Consider the following 13,795-nt stretch of genomic DNA (forward strand, 5'->3'; position numbering starts at 1 on the left):
ATAATGACTTTATTAAAATCGAAATTTATCACTCAACTTTGCGGCCTTGTGTGTTCTGCTACTATTTTTGCAGCTAACGCACAGATCCTGCCATCACCTCCTCAAGTTAATGCTAAAGGTTACTTTTTAGTAGATTTCACCACAGGCAAAGTCATTGCTGAAGGTGAAGCCGATACCAAACTCGCACCTGCCAGTTTAACTAAAATGATGACCAGCTATGTGATTGGTACAGAAATTAATGCTGGTAATATTTCTGGCTCAGACATGGTGACTATCAGCGAAAAGGCCTGGGCAAAGAACTTCCCTGAATCTTCAAAAATGTTCATTGAAGTGGGCAAGCAGGTCAGCGTTGATGATCTAAATCGCGGTATCATCATTCAATCAGGCAATGATGCTTGTGTAGCGATGGCTGAGCACATTGCTGGCAGTGAAAGTGCGTTTTCTGATCTTATGAACGCACACGCAGAAAAGTTAGGTATGACCAATACCCATTTTATAAACAGTCATGGTCTTGATACCGACGAGCATTACACAACACCGCGCGATATGGCTACATTAGGTGCAGCGTTAATCAGTGACGTGCCGGATGAGTATGCGCTATATAAAGAAAAGTCTTTTACATACAACGGTATAAAGCAATATAACCGTAACACCTTATTATGGGATGCAAGTCTTGAGGTAGATGGTATCAAGACAGGCCACACTTCAGAGGCAGGTTATAGCCTTGTAACATCAGCAGTTAAAGATGACATGCGTCTTATTGCTGTTGTGATGGGCACGGCAAGTGAACGCGCACGTAAAGTAGAAAGTAAAAAACTACTGAACTACGGATTTAGATTCTTTGAAACAATTACACCTTACAAAGCCGGCGACAGCTTCGCTGAACAACGCATCTGGATGGGTAATAAAGAAACTGTATCTTTAGGTATTTTGCAAGATACTCCAGTAACCATTCCGCGCGGACAACGTAAGAACTTGAAAGCTAATTTTGAGTTAGACAAAACGTTGGAAGCGCCGATCGCCAAAGGTACTAAGGTTGGCACATTATTCTTACAACTAGAAGGCGAAGAAATTGCTCAATACCCTCTGGTGACACTTGAAGAAGTGGGCGAAGGTAGCTTCTTTAGCAAAATATACGACTACCTACGTTTACAGATCATGCAATAATTTTAAAAGTATAAATAAACGCCTCCCTATGGAGGCGTTTTTTTTTGTCATAAAAATGGTAGAATGCCGCCATTATTCAGGGTTAGGACAACTAACTCGATTAGCCAGGCTTGAACATTTTGCAAGCCAGTTCCAGTAGTGAGGACATCGTTGTGGTAAAGCCAGTAAAAAATACTAAGTTTGATGAGTACTTAGAATTCCCATGCCCATTCACATTTAAAATTATGGGTGTTGCAAACGTAAACCTTACGGATCAAGTGCTAACTAAATTACAGGCCATCGCGCCTGGCGACTACGCACCAAAAGTAAAGCCAAGTAGCAAAGGCACGTATGAATCAATTACTGTTGTAGCGACCGTGACTTCTAAAGAGCACATTGAACAGATCTACACTGAAATTGGCTCCCTTGAAGACGTACGTTACGTACTGTAACTAATTTAAAGATCGATTATGAGTCAACATACCGTCATTGTTCGTCAACTGGGTCGGCGCAGCTATGAGCCTATTTGGCAAAAAATGCAAAGTTTTACCGACGAGCGTAACGATGATAGCGCGGATGAGATTTGGCTGGTCGAACACCAACCTGTCTTCACCCAAGGCCAAGCAGGTAAAGATGAACACCTGTTAGCCCCCGGTGACATTCCAGTCATAAAAGTTGATCGGGGCGGCCAAGTTACCTACCACGGCCCAGGTCAGCAAATGATGTACGTATTATTCAATCTGAGACGTTTAAAAATCGGTGTCAGAGAACTGGTAACCTGGCTAGAAGAATGTATCATCGATTTTCTAGCAGAGCATGATATTAACGCTTACGCCAAAGCCGACGCACCGGGCGTGTACGTTGGTGAGAGTAAAATAGCGTCACTTGGACTTAGGGTTCGTCGTGGCTGCTCTTTTCATGGCTTGGCTTTAAATGTAAACATGGATATGTCGCCTTTTTTAAGAATTAATCCATGCGGTTATGCCGGCATGAATATGGTACAAACCAGCGAATTAAACGGCCCAGACTCTATGGTTGAGGTTGGTAATGGGCTAGTCAAACACATGTTGAAGCGACTCAATGCGCAACATGTTGAGCAAACTGAAGGGTTTGAAAACGAATGAGTAAACCAGTAAAAATGGAGCCAGGGGTAAAGCTTCGCGATGCTGAAAAGATGGCATTGATCCCAGTAAAAGTACTCCCAACTGAACCACAGGAAATGCTAAGAAAGCCTGAGTGGCTTAAAATCCGCTTACCAAAATCAAGCGAGCGTATCGATGGTATCAAACAAGCGATGCGTAAGCATGGCCTTCACTCAGTATGCGAAGAGGCATCTTGCCCTAATCTATCAGAATGCTTTAACCACGGTACAGCGACCTTTATGATCTTGGGTGCTATCTGTACTCGTCGTTGCCCATTTTGCGATGTTGCTCACGGCCGTCCACTGAAGCCCGACGCTGAAGAGCCAGAAAAGCTCGCACTGACAATTAAAGACATGAAGTTAAGCTATGTGGTCATTACTTCGGTAGATAGAGACGATCTTCGTGACGGCGGCGCACAGCATTTCGCTGACTGCATCACTGCAATTCGTAAGCACAACCCAGATATTACCATTGAAATCCTCGTGCCTGACTTTAGGGGTCGAATGGACCGTGCACTTGAGATCTTAACGCAAACACCACCGGATGTATTTAACCACAACTTAGAAACCGCCCCACGTTTATACAAGCTGGCAAGACCTGGTGCAGACTATAAGTGGTCTTTGGAACTATTACGCCGCTTTAAAGAAGCCCATCCTAACGTTAAAACCAAATCTGGTTTGATGGTAGGCTTAGGCGAAGAAATGCCTGAAATCGAAGAAGTGCTGCGCGATTTACGTGAACACAACGTGGATATGCTTACCGTTGGTCAGTACTTACAACCATCTAAACACCACCTACCTGTAAAGCGCTATGTACCACCAGTAGAGTTTGATGCCCTAAAAGATTATGCGGATGAAATAGGCTTTACACACGCAGCGTGTGGGCCTTTTGTGCGCTCAAGTTATCACGCTGATCAGCAAGCTGCTGGTAAAGAAGTGAAATAACAATCAGATTACTTATATAAGCGCCTTATGGGCGCTTTTTTTTCGCCAATTCCCATCGTGGTAAGACCATTTTCAGCTAGCTAGTTTGCTACATTCTGTTCCTAAATTACCAGCTCGTAAAACATAGATTACAACCGTTAACATTGATTTATGGCAAAACTATTTCAATTTTTAACACAGCAGTATATCTTGCTGGACTCTCTCACACACAAAGGGGCAATTTGTGCTTAAAAATAAAACACTGGGGAGTATGCTGATCGTCGCAGGTACAACGATAGGCGCAGGTATGCTAGCGCTTCCGATTGCATCTGCTGGACTAGGATTTACCACAGCATTAGTCTTAATTGTGCTGTCTTGGTTACTGATGACCTATACCGCGTTACTAATGCTAGAACTTCACCAATACGCCAGTGCCGATGCAACGCTTAATACCCTTGCAAAGTCTATCTTAGGTAAACGCGGCCAATATGTTGCCAACTTTTCCATGGTCTTTTTATTTTATGCGCTGTGTGCAGCCTATATCGCAGGGGGCGGCGCCCAATTACAAGAAAAAATTAACAACTTGTTAGGCATGCAAGTTGCACCACAAGTCGGTTCCGTGATTTTAGCCATTATCGTAGCCACGGTCGTAACCGCAGGCACCAGCACAGTAGACAAACTCAACAAAGTCCTGTTTAGCGTTAAAATCGTGGTGTTAGCTAGCCTGTTTTTTGTGTTGACTCCCTATGTGCATGGGCAACATCTGTTAGATATGCCTATTGAACAAGGACTGGTGATCTCAGCGATTCCTGTCGTGTTTACCTCTTTTGGTTTTCATGGCTCTATCCCTTCTGTTGTAAAATATGTGGGATTAGACATTAAAACACTGCGTCGCGTTATGATGTTCGGTGCGGCACTACCACTGACTATTTATGTTTTCTGGCAGCTGCTAAGCCAAGGCGTGATGAGCCAGCAAAGCTTAATGCAAAGCGAGGGGTTAACTGGGTTTGTCAGCAATATCTCTAACATTGCCCACAATCCCCACATTACTACGTTTGTCACTATTTTTGCGGACTTAGCGCTTGCCACATCATTTTTAGGTGTGAGTTTAGGGTTATTTGATTTCTTTGCGGATGCATTTAAAAAGGGCAATGGCAACTTGGAGCGAAGCAAAACAGCCTTAATCACCTTTTTACCGCCATTAGGGTTTGCATTATTTTACCCACAAGGGTTTATCATGGCCTTAGGTTATGCGGCTATTGCACTGGTCGTTCTTGCGGTATTTTTACCCGTAGCGATGGTATGGTCACAGCGCCGTCAAGGTGCCCATGTCGCAGGCTATCAGGTTCGAGGAGGCACATTAGGTCTTGCAATGGCCGCACTATGTGGCGTCGTAATCATTGCCGCTCAGGGCTTACAAATGACGGGAGTTATTCCTTCTCTTGGATAACAACATATCACAAGGCAACTAAAATTAGTTGCCTTGTGGATTCTGTCTGACTTCGATTGGGTCTGATTCTTTTGGCTTACCTTGTAAGATTGAAATCTCAACGCGACGGTTGCGTCGTCTGTCGGCATTACTCTCATTAGGTACCAAAGGTCTCGTGTCAGCATGACCTACTACCACCAAACGATTCTTATCAAAGCCAGGAGCTTTAACCATTTCACTGGCCACTGCTACCGCCCTTGTGGCCGACAAATCCCAGTTGTTGCTGTACAACTCATTACTCACCTGAAAGTCGTCGGTATGCCCGGAGACTGTAATTTCTCCTGGCACATCTTTTAGTAGCTCTGCAATCTCTCTTATCACCGGTGTAAACTTTGGTTGTAAAAATGCACTCCCCGATGGAAACGCGCCATTTTCTTGTATTCGTATGATTATTTGTTGGCCCAGAGATTCAAGCTCTATTGCTCCATCCATGATTTGCTTTTCCATCTGCTGAGCAATTTTTTTAACGAGTTCATTGACCTGCTCTTGCTCTGCCGCCGCGATCGCTTGTGTCATAGCCTGTTCTTGCGACGTGCTCTGCGACTCACCACCGCGTTTGTTACCGCGCTGCTCCTGACGTCCCCCAGCCGAGCTTTCTTCACCGGCTTGGAACTCTAGCATTTGTTGGGTCATCTCAACGGTTTGCTGTTGAATTGTTTCGATTGGTGTTGGTTCGGGTTTGCCTGGGGTAAACTCCATGGCGATCACACTGGTCCCCTTTGGAATATCTTTAACTTCAATTTTATTTTGTACACCAAATGCGAACTTCATTGAGCCTGCAATTTGCTTGAACTTCAATACATCCATTTCTGAAAAAGCCAGCAATAGCACGAAAAAGCACATGAGTAGCGACATTAGATCGGCAAATGTTCCCATCCACGCTGGCAAACCTGGGGGCGGACATTTACACTCTTTCTCGTCAGACATAGTCGCTATTCCTCTTTCTCATGAAGACGTTTTGACTCTGGCAAGTAGTTTTTCAGAATTCCTTCAATAACTTTAGGGTTTTGACCGTCTTGAATGCCCAAGATCGCATCTAGAATTAATCTTTGATTTAGCTCTTCTTCGTCTTTACGCAGCTCTAACTTTGATTGAATAGGAATGGCCACAACGTTGGCCAAAAAAGCGCCATAAAGTGTTGTTAAAAGTGCCACCGCCATCGCAGGGCCGATGGCTTTAGGGTCATCCATATTAGATAACATAGCAACCAAACCAATGAGTGTACCTATCATCCCCATCGCCGGTGCGATATCACCGAGCTTTTTAAATAGTAGTGCACCAGATTCGTGACGGTCAGAAGTTAGCGAGATGTCTTTTTGTAATGTCGCTCTGACCACATCCGCATCGTGGCCATCCACTAACATATCGACCCCTTTGCGCATAAACGAATTGGGTATATCTGCCTCTTCTAACGCTAAGAACCCGCCTTTACGTGCTGAGTCAGCTAACTCGACCGCTTTTTCAATTAACTCCTCAGGGGTTTCTATTTTGAACATGAACGCTTTGCCAACAACTTTGCCGATGGCAAAAAACTTAGACATAGAAAAGTTTGCTAATACGATAAATAATGAACCACCAAACACGATGACGCCCGACGCAGCGTCAGCAAACATGACTATCTCACCGTCACTACTCATGAACATGGACATAATAATCAGGCCTATTGCGCCCAGGATCCCAATAACGGTTGCTAAATCCACATACCCTCCAGAGAGTCTTATCTATTCTAAATTATTGCTAAGATGTCCAATGTCAAAATACATTCAAAACATATGCCATTTTTTATTGTAAAGAGTGCAATGCTTTTACTAAGCTCTTGTTTATCGGCAAGCTACTGAATATCTTAAGTCAATTATATTAAAAAGCACCGAAATTGCGAATCACTCTTTGGTACAAAAACCGATAACTTAAGTGTCACTGTATCGCAAAATAGTCCTGCAAACTTTGACCTCGCACCACAATGGCCCTAGAATTGGGCTCTTAAATTCATTTAGTCTTAAATTGGTTAGGAAACGAGACATCATCATGGCAACAAAAAAACCAGAAAATCTGAGTTTTGAAGAAGCAATGGCCGAATTAGAGGGAATTGTTCACTCTATGGAACAAGGTTCACTCACTCTTGAACAATCACTAAAACAGTTTGAGCGTGGTATTGCTTTGGCTAACTCTTCGACCAACAAGCTGCAACAAGCCGAACAAAAAGTCTCAATTCTTATGGCCAATGATACGCACAGTGAAACCGTACCATTTCAAGGTGACGTGGAATAGACCGTGCAATTACAAGAACAACTACAAGATACCCAATCGCGTTTGGCGGCATTTATCGCCAATTACTTTGCTCAACCACTAGATACTGATGAGACCGTTAAAGCTGCGACTTACTACAGCATTAATAATGGTGGTAAAAGGCTTAGGCCTTTTTTAGTTTACGCAACAGGTAAAATGTTTGGCGCAGCGCTGGAAGATTTAGACGTAGCCGCCGCCGCGCTGGAGTGCATTCACAGCTATTCGTTGGTACACGATGATTTACCCGCCATGGATGATGACGACCTGCGTCGAGGTAAACCGACCTGCCACATCGCCTTTGATGAAGCACAAGCGATCCTTGCAGGTGACGCGTTGCAAACCATCGCCTTCGAACTACTCAGCGAGCACCGCTTTAAAGTCGCTTGTGAGCAACAAATTAAAATGATCAATGCGCTGGCGAAAGCCGCAGGACTACAAGGTATGATCGGTGGTCAGGCGCTCGATTTAGCGGGAACAGACAACGCTATATCACTTACAGATCTGGAGCGTATTCACCGCCTAAAGACCGGCGCCTTGCTCGGTGCGGCCATTGAGCTTGGCGCATTATGCTCGCCCAATGTCAGCGACAAGGCCCTTAGTGCGTTGCGTTTGTATGCAAAAAATATTGGTTTAGCATTTCAGGTGCAAGACGATATCCTTGATATTGAAGGGGATACTGAGTCTTTAGGTAAGCCTAAAGGTTCTGATATTGAGAACAAAAAGTCTACCTACCCTGCATTACTGGGATTGGATGGTGCCAAGCAAAAAGCCCACAGCTTAATTCAGCAAGCGCTAAGCGCTTTAGAAGAGGTAGAACAAGATACCGAAGTTCTGGCCAGCTTAGCTCACTATATTATTGAGCGGAAATATTAAAAGTCGCTCACTTAGTCTAAATTCATGACAAATTAATGGCTAATTTGCATAAAATAAATAAAATTAACCGCAGCCTTTGTATATAATTGTGCGAAGTTTGCGTAGGACAAATAATCGATACGATGAAATTGGATAGTAGCAAGTACCCCTTATTAACTTTGGTTGATGAACCAAAGCAACTGCGACAGTTACCGCAGCACAAACTTAGCACGCTCAGTGATGAGCTGAGAGATTACTTATTAAACTCAGTATCACAAAGCAGTGGTCATTTTGCTTCAGGGTTAGGCACGGTTGAGCTCACAGTGGCTTTACATTACGTCTATAACACCCCTGAGGATCGTTTGATTTGGGATGTTGGGCACCAAGCTTATCCACATAAAATTTTAACGGGTCGTCGCAGCAAAATTCACACGATCCGTCAAAAAGATGGTTTACACCCATTTCCTTATAGAGAAGAAAGTGAGTACGACACATTCAGTGTTGGCCACTCAAGTACCTCTATTTCTGCTGCGTTAGGCATGTCCATCGCTGCGCAAAAAGAAGGCAAAGGTCGAAAAACCGTTGCAGTAATAGGTGATGGCGCCATCACCGCAGGTATGGCATTTGAAGCAATGAATCATGCTGGTGATATTAAATCAGATATGCTGATAGTGCTGAATGATAATGAAATGTCTATCTCTGAAAATGTCGGCGCGCTAAACAACCATTTTGCACGAATTTTATCGGGTAGTTTCTATACCAATATTCGTGAAGGCAGTAAAAAGCTACTATCAGGCGTACCACCAGTCAAAGAGCTCGCCAGCCGTATGGAAGAGCACTTAAAAGGCATGGTTATACCGGGCACTTTCTTCGAGGAGCTGGGGCTCAATTACATCGGCCCAATTGACGGTCACGATGTCAACATGTTGGTTGATACGCTGCGCAATATGCGTAATTTAAAAGGCCCTCAGCTGCTGCATATCAAAACCCAAAAAGGTAAAGGTTATAAACCTGCTGAAGCCGATCCGATTGGCTATCATGCGGTGCCAAAATTCGATCCTAGTGTTCATAGTTTGCCAAAATCGAAACCTGGCGCGCCAACATTCTCTAAAGTTTTTGGCGAATGGCTATGTGATCAGGCCGCTGATGATAAAAGGCTAATGGCTATCACGCCTGCTATGCGTGAAGGCTCTGGTATGGTGCGCTTCTCAAAAGAGTACCCCGAGCAATATTTTGATGTTGCTATCGCTGAACAGCACGCTGTAACACTGGCTGCAGGTTTTGCCTGTGAGGGGTTAAAACCAGTTGTAGCTATCTATTCAAGTTTCTTACAACGAGCTTACGATCAATTGATCCACGATGTCGCATTACAGAACTTACCTGTGCTGTTTGCTATCGACCGTGCAGGTGTAGTTGGTGCTGATGGTGAAACACACCAAGGCGCATACGATTTAAGCTTTATGCGCTGTATCCCTAATATGGTTATCATGACACCCAGTGATACCAACGAGTGTCGTCAGATGCTTCATACCGGCTATAACTATAACGGCCCAGCCGCAGTGCGTTACCCAAGAGGTAGCGCCGGAGACGCTGACGTGCAACAGGACATGCAAAAGCTACCCATTGGCAAAGCAAACCTGTTAAGAAGCGCTCAGAAGATTGCCATACTTAACTTTGGCACTTTGCTACACAATGCAAAACTTGCCGCTGAGCAATGCGATACCACGCTCGTTGATATGCGCTTTGTAAAGCCTCTGGATACCGAGTTATTGAGTGAACTTGCCAAAACACATGAGCACTTTGTCACCCTTGAGGACAATGCCATCGCAGGTGGCGCAGGCAGCGCTGTGAGCGAGTTTTTTGCAAGTATCGGAGTGACACCTAAAATCACTCACTTAGGTTTGCCCGATGAGTTTATCAAGCATGGAACACAGGATGAAATGCATGCACAGATGCACCTTGATGAACAAAGCATTTTGCAAAAAGTGCAAAAACTAGTATAAAAAAAGGAGCGTTAGCTCCTTTTTTTATCTCTAGGGTTTATTCATGGACAAGCGATTTAAGTCATTTCAAGCGTTTTACCCATTCTATCTTGAACAACATCAAAATCCATGGTGTCGAGCCTGTCACTACTTGGGTAGTACTTTGGTCATCATCACCTGCTTGGCGGCACTTTACTGGCAAAATCCCCTGTATTTACTCCTAGCCCCCTGCGCAGGATACGGATTTGCTTGGGTTGGTCACTTTGTGTTTGAACAAAACCGACCTGCTACCTTTACACATCCGTTTTATTCATTACTTGCTGATTGGCTGATGTATTGGCGATGGATAACCAGACAAGATTAGCGCATCCAAACTTTTACTTCTGCTAGACCATTACTTTGCAGTACTTCAAGTTGCGATTCGACATTACTGCTTTGCTCAAACTCAAAAGCGTCTAGTTGATCATCAAATATAATCGTTGCAGCACCATCACCACCGCGTTGTTTTACTTGGTGCAGTGCGATGTCAGCTAGGTTGACCGATGCCTCCCAACCAATCACTTGCCCTCCCAATAAAGGTAGTGGATACAATGACCACCCCATTGAGATACTCATAGACATTGACTTACCATTGGGCAGCATGAAATCAAAATCTGCGACGGCTTTGCATAGCTCCCTAGCATAGTTGTCCACATCATCACGTTTGAAGTCACGAAGAAGCAGTAAGAACTCATCACCACTCCAGCGCGCTACATAGTCTGAGCCCTGAGTTCTTGAGTTCAGTAAGGCTGCCATCTGCTGCAGACAGCTATCACCACCAATAGGCCCATAGGCGTCATTTACTTTACTGAACTTATCGATATTCAGTATCATCAACACCAGACTCTTGTTTTGCTGCTGTAACGACTGAGCATTACGCTGAAAGTGCTCGACATCTTTGGGGAGCTGATCGAATAAGAAACGACGACTACGCAGCCCTGTTAACTCATCGGTATGGCTCACCAGTTTTAATTGCGTATTAACCTGATTAAGCTTTTCATTGGCTTTTCTAAGTTCCGTAGTACGTTCGGCTACTAAATCCTCTAGCGCTTGATGCTTGCGTCTCTCCTGTGCTCTAAAAACCCAGAATATCAAATAGAATAAGAAGGCAAAACCACAGGTGATCAACAGTCTAAAATACATGGTTTCATCAAACCGTCTAGGGATCGCTATCTCTACCTGTTTGGAAGTTGCCGCTTGCCAGTCTTGCCCTCGTCTTTTCGCCTGTAACTCAAATACATATGAGCCTGGTGATAAGTTGGTGTAAATAGCATCTTGACGGTTTGGGGTTTCACGCCAATCACCACTTGTGATGCCATTGCTCAGCAGTCGATATCTAAATTCAATGCTTTGTGGCGCGTAAAAATCAATCGCGGTGTATTGCACTGTCAAGTCACGTTCCGAGGTATCAAGAAAAACCTTGTCTTTTAACGCATCACCAGCGATTCGACGTTCTGGTGTAAAAACAGCTTCCAATTTTAGCCGTAATTCATCAGAGCCAAATAGCTGCATGTTTTTGGGGATTTTAACCACACCTTGAGAACTTGGATACCAGATAGCATCCGCTGTCTCCATAACCGCATCATGGCCAAACCCTGAGCAACAACGGCTAGCTTTACCATCTAGCTGCCTGTCAAACTGGCTAATAACCTGATCAACCTTAAGGTTTGTGATTGGCCCTTTGAACTGAGCCACAGGCATACGATATACGCCTTTTTTTGTACCAACCCATACTTGACGAAGCTGCTTATCAAAATAGAGTGAGGTGATAGAGCCATATGGCAAACCATTTGATGCATCTAACTGATACCACTGGCCAGCAGCTGTGCGGTAAAACAGTCCGTCACTCCAAGATCCGATTAACGTCGCGACATCTTGAATATGAAAGATACTAGTAATATAAGCGGTTTCTAGTGATGTTTGACCACCCAGTTTTTCAATACCACGCTCGTTGTAGCGATACGCACCTTTATTCGTGCCGATAAAGCCAAACGTAGGAAAGTCCACTACAAAAGTCACGAATTGACTGCCTAGGAAGGTATTGTAATTAAATGGTGCTAACTCTGAATACTCCAATCGATACAGGCCGCGCCCCGTACCAAACCACAAACCGCCTTCATTGGAAGGGCTAATTGAAAACACGGGATTTTGTCTTAACTCTCGATGTGGAAGGCTGCGAAGCTCCCCCCGCTCGTAGGTTAAAACTCCCCTGTCAGTGCCCATCAACAAAGCGTCTCCTTGAAACTCAAGGTCATTGACCGTAAGACGCTGTAAGCGATTCATATCAATCACTTGCTGATACTCATTGTTATCGTCTAAAACGCCTACGCCATAGCGATTTGCTACCCAGATTTGGCCATTGGGCGCGCGAGTAATGGCCGTGATCCCTTGATTGACGTCATCGCCAACCGAGTAACGCTCCACTTTTCCTGCATGTGCAAACCACAACCCCTCGTTGAGGCTTGCCAACCAAATGTTATTTTCTTTATCTTTAAAAATGTCAGAGAACCATACACTTTGCTCCGAAAGTACGGGGCGCACAGACTGCCACTCGCCTCGGCCTTCTCTAAACATCAAGTTATTAGAGGTCGATACCCAGACTCCACCTTCGCCATCACTCATAAACTTGTACACTGCGGTGTTGCCAATTTCATCATAGCGGCGCAGCACTTCGTCAATATCAAGAAAATATGCGCCCAACTCAGTTGCCAAGAACAAGCGCCCATCTATCCAAGCCAAGTCGTGGAGAATGGTTTGAGCCAGTTGTTGTGGAAGCGAAAGGCGGCTGGATAGTTCTAGCCTAAATGCATTTTCAGTAGATGAACTAGACTGTTTAATTTTCAGCAGATGGCGTTCATTGACAAGCCAGATCCCATCCGACGCCAGTGCCATTTTGGTCACTGCCCCAACAATCTGATTAATCCGAACCGCAGAGAGTTTGCGAGGCTGGAGCGATGGTCTATTGGCAACAGACTGGCTAGCATAAGAAATGTAATGCAATCCATTTGCCGCAACCCAAATGCTGCCCTGCTGGTCTTCCAATAAATCTCTAACTGGACCTTGTATATCCAGTGACTCCACTTCCAGTGTTTGTGGGTCTAAACGATGCACACCACGACGCGTGCCTATCCATAGCATCCCATCTCTGCCAACCAGTAGCTTATGAATTGCATTAGAGCGCAGAAAGTCGGTATTTTGTGTAGTGAGATTAGTAAATTTTTGACCATCAAAGCGACTTAAACCAAACTGAGTCGCCAGCCAAATATAGCCCTGTTTATCTTGTGTGATGCTTTTAATAGACTGAGAAGGCAGACCGTTTTGTAAGTTCCATTGCTTGACCACATAATCGTTAATTGAAGCCTGTGCAAAGTGCGCCATCAAGCCCACTGCTAAAACAAATACTAACCTTAACATTCTGTCCATAGTTGACACTATTTTCTGCCTAATATCAGCCCGTTAAAACACCAGTTTTAAACAAAGCCTGTACACAAATCAATGAAAAAATACCAGCGAGTACATCATCGACCATAATTCCAAAGCCGCCATGTAATCTTTTATCAAGCATTTTTATCGGTCCAGGTTTTACAATATCAAAAAATCGAAACAATAAAAAACCTACAATCAGAGATTGCCAGCTTAATGCAGCTCCCAGCATAGTAATATAGAAGCCTGCGACTTCATCCCAAACAATAGCTGGATGATCATGCACTTGTACATCTCTTGCTGTTTGACCACACACCCACAGGCCAAACACGCTGATGACAACGGCAAATACTACCTGCAACCACAGTGGGTAGTTTGCGGTAATAAAAATAAGTGGTAATGCCCCTAACGTACCAAAGGTACCAGGTGCAATTGGAGACAATCCCAGACCAAAGCCTAAACCAAAAAATTGATGGGGGCGTTTAAGATCAAATTTATACTGCTTAGCCAAAG

Annotated in this window: 13 protein-coding genes; 9 read left to right on the forward strand and 4 right to left on the reverse strand. The window is 44.3% G+C overall.

The features are described from left to right. Positions 1-3 precede the first annotated feature (3 nt). The 5 genes from BET10_RS19055 to BET10_RS19075 all read left to right on the forward strand — a co-directional run bounded on the left by BET10_RS19055 (position 4) and on the right by BET10_RS19075 (position 4,661). A complete protein-coding gene (locus tag BET10_RS19055) occupies positions 4-1,167 on the forward strand; it encodes a serine hydrolase (RefSeq protein ID WP_070987368.1) in 1,164 nt (387 codons plus the stop codon). Between the two features lie 152 nt (positions 1,168-1,319). Then, entirely contained in the window at positions 1,320-1,598 is a 279-nt protein-coding gene (ybeD, locus tag BET10_RS19060) for a DUF493 family protein YbeD (protein ID WP_070987446.1), read from the forward strand. 18 nt (positions 1,599-1,616) lie between these two features. Next, complete coding sequence (lipB, locus tag BET10_RS19065) at positions 1,617-2,270, forward strand: lipoyl(octanoyl) transferase LipB (RefSeq protein WP_070987370.1); 654 nt, start codon at positions 1,617-1,619, stop codon at positions 2,268-2,270. Then, positions 2,267-3,232: a lipoyl synthase gene (gene lipA, locus BET10_RS19070; protein ID WP_070987372.1), complete on the forward strand. Its 966-nt coding sequence runs from the start codon at positions 2,267-2,269 to the stop codon at positions 3,230-3,232. The genes lipB and lipA overlap by 4 nt, the downstream gene beginning before the upstream one ends. A 223-nt stretch (positions 3,233-3,455) precedes the next feature. Beyond that, positions 3,456-4,661 (forward strand): aromatic amino acid transport family protein, encoded by a 1,206-nt coding sequence (locus BET10_RS19075; protein WP_083330614.1) that lies wholly within the window; start codon positions 3,456-3,458, stop codon positions 4,659-4,661. Between the two features lie 24 nt (positions 4,662-4,685). Here BET10_RS19075 and BET10_RS19080 read toward each other — a convergent pair whose 3' ends face one another. Both BET10_RS19080 and pomA read right to left on the reverse strand, forming a co-directional pair. Next, entirely contained in the window at positions 4,686-5,627 is a 942-nt protein-coding gene (locus tag BET10_RS19080) for a flagellar motor protein MotB (RefSeq protein WP_070987374.1), read from the reverse strand. A gap of 5 nt (positions 5,628-5,632) precedes the next feature. Next, the gene (gene pomA / locus BET10_RS19085) at positions 5,633-6,400 is read right to left on the reverse strand and encodes a flagellar motor protein PomA (protein WP_070987376.1); all 768 of its coding nucleotides are present in this window, start codon (positions 6,398-6,400) and stop codon (positions 5,633-5,635) included. Positions 6,401-6,725: 325 nt separating this feature from the next. On the opposite strand from pomA, the gene BET10_RS19090 reads away from it, so the two are divergent. From BET10_RS19090 to BET10_RS19105, 4 genes are all read left to right on the forward strand, one after another. Next, positions 6,726-6,968 (forward strand): exodeoxyribonuclease VII small subunit, encoded by a 243-nt coding sequence (locus BET10_RS19090; RefSeq protein ID WP_070987378.1) that lies wholly within the window; start codon positions 6,726-6,728, stop codon positions 6,966-6,968. Positions 6,969-6,971: 3 nt separating this feature from the next. After that, positions 6,972-7,859, forward strand: a complete 888-nt coding sequence (gene ispA, locus BET10_RS19095) for a (2E,6E)-farnesyl diphosphate synthase (RefSeq protein WP_070987380.1) — start codon at positions 6,972-6,974, stop codon at positions 7,857-7,859. A gap of 122 nt (positions 7,860-7,981) precedes the next feature. Beyond that, positions 7,982-9,841, forward strand: a complete 1,860-nt coding sequence (dxs, locus tag BET10_RS19100; RefSeq protein WP_070987382.1) for a 1-deoxy-D-xylulose-5-phosphate synthase — start codon at positions 7,982-7,984, stop codon at positions 9,839-9,841. Between the two features lie 43 nt (positions 9,842-9,884). Further along, positions 9,885-10,184: an Mpo1-like protein gene (locus tag BET10_RS19105; RefSeq protein WP_070987384.1), complete on the forward strand. Its 300-nt coding sequence runs from the start codon at positions 9,885-9,887 to the stop codon at positions 10,182-10,184. Here BET10_RS19105 and BET10_RS19110 read toward each other — a convergent pair. Continuing rightward, positions 10,181-13,273 carry a ligand-binding sensor domain-containing diguanylate cyclase gene (locus BET10_RS19110; protein WP_070987450.1) on the reverse strand — a complete coding sequence of 1,031 codons (3,093 nt, stop codon included), beginning with the start codon at positions 13,271-13,273 and terminating at the stop codon, positions 10,181-10,183. The two genes, BET10_RS19105 and BET10_RS19110, sit on opposite strands and share 4 nt — an antisense overlap. Positions 13,274-13,307: 34 nt before the next feature. Continuing rightward, a complete protein-coding gene (locus BET10_RS19115; RefSeq protein ID WP_070987386.1) occupies positions 13,308-13,793 on the reverse strand; it encodes a phosphatidylglycerophosphatase A family protein in 486 nt (161 codons plus the stop codon). Between the last annotated feature and the right edge of the window lie 2 nt (positions 13,794-13,795).

Origin of the sequence: Pseudoalteromonas amylolytica (genome assembly GCF_001854605.1) — a bacterium.
Lineage (GTDB): Bacteria > Pseudomonadota > Gammaproteobacteria > Enterobacterales > Alteromonadaceae > Pseudoalteromonas > Pseudoalteromonas amylolytica.

Coding starts and splice junctions, on each gene's coding strand:
- BET10_RS19105 (WP_070987384.1), top strand. CDS start 9,885: ATGGACAAGCGATTTAAGTCATTTCAAGCGTTTTACCCATTCTATCTT.
- BET10_RS19055 (WP_070987368.1), top strand. CDS start 4: ATGACTTTATTAAAATCGAAATTTATCACTCAACTTTGCGGCCTTGTG.
- lipA (WP_070987372.1), top strand. CDS start 2,267: ATGAGTAAACCAGTAAAAATGGAGCCAGGGGTAAAGCTTCGCGATGCT.
- dxs (WP_070987382.1), top strand. CDS start 7,982: ATGAAATTGGATAGTAGCAAGTACCCCTTATTAACTTTGGTTGATGAA.
- lipB (WP_070987370.1), top strand. CDS start 1,617: ATGAGTCAACATACCGTCATTGTTCGTCAACTGGGTCGGCGCAGCTAT.
- BET10_RS19110 (WP_070987450.1), bottom strand. CDS start 13,273: ATGTTAAGGTTAGTATTTGTTTTAGCAGTGGGCTTGATGGCGCACTTT.
- BET10_RS19090 (WP_070987378.1), top strand. CDS start 6,726: ATGGCAACAAAAAAACCAGAAAATCTGAGTTTTGAAGAAGCAATGGCC.
- BET10_RS19080 (WP_070987374.1), bottom strand. CDS start 5,627: ATGTCTGACGAGAAAGAGTGTAAATGTCCGCCCCCAGGTTTGCCAGCG.